This is a genomic window from Paenibacillus oenotherae, from assembly GCF_019443105.1.
GTDB classification, from domain to species: Bacteria; Bacillota; Bacilli; order Paenibacillales; family Paenibacillaceae; genus Paenibacillus_Z; species Paenibacillus_Z oenotherae.
In genome coordinates, this window is the sequence record NZ_JAHZIJ010000072.1 from 1 (window position 1) to 822 (window position 822).

The following is an 822-nucleotide window of genomic DNA, read 5'->3' on the forward strand; positions in this document are numbered from 1 at the left end:
GGAAGCCGTTGTCCAATACGCGGCTGTATGTCATGGATGATCGGCTCAGGGAGCAGCCGATCGGGGTAGCCGGAGAGCTGTGCATCGCGGGAGCGGGCTTGGCGCGCGGCTACCTGAACCGCCCGGAGCTGACGGAAGAGAAGTTTGTGCAGCATCCGAACGGAGAGCGGCTGTACCGGACGGGAGATTTGGCGAGATGGCTGCCGGATGGCAACCTGGACTATTTGGGCCGGATTGACGAGCAGGTGAAGATCCGGGGCTACCGGATCGAGCTGGGCGAGATCGAGGCGGTTCTGCAGCGACACGAGCAGGTGAAGGAAGCGGTAGTGATTGCGCGTCAGGATAAGGGAGCGGATTCCTATCTGTGCGCGTATGTGGTTGGTCACGGCAAGCTGGAAGCAGCGGAGCTTCGCCGATATGTGGGAAATCAACTACCGAGCTATATGATACCTGCGTTTGTAGTTGAATTGGATAAAGTGCCGTTGACGCCGAACGGGAAGGCGGATTGGAGAAATCTTCCGGAACCAGGCGATCGGCATCGGGGGCAAACCGGAATCGAAGCACCGCAATCCGCTCCAGAAAAGCTGTTGGCATCCATTTGGGAAGAGGTGCTTGGCATTGAGACGGTAGGATTGAAGGACAATTTCTTCCAGATTGGTGGAGATTCGATTAAGGCGATTCAGGTAGCGTCGAGGCTTCATCAATACGACTATAAACTTGCCGTTCATGATATTTTTCAGCACCAGACGATTGAGCAGATAAGTCCTCTCATGGAAAAGTTGGCTCATACGGTGGATCAGAGGCCGGTCGAAGGTGAAGTCG

The 822-nt window shown here is 55.6% G+C and carries 1 protein-coding gene; it reads left to right on the forward strand.

Translation table 11 applies throughout. The annotated features are described in order from the left end of the window. Positions 1–822, forward strand: an 822-nt coding sequence (locus tag K0T92_RS24565; RefSeq protein ID WP_219875269.1) for a non-ribosomal peptide synthetase, incomplete at both ends; no start/stop codon positions are given.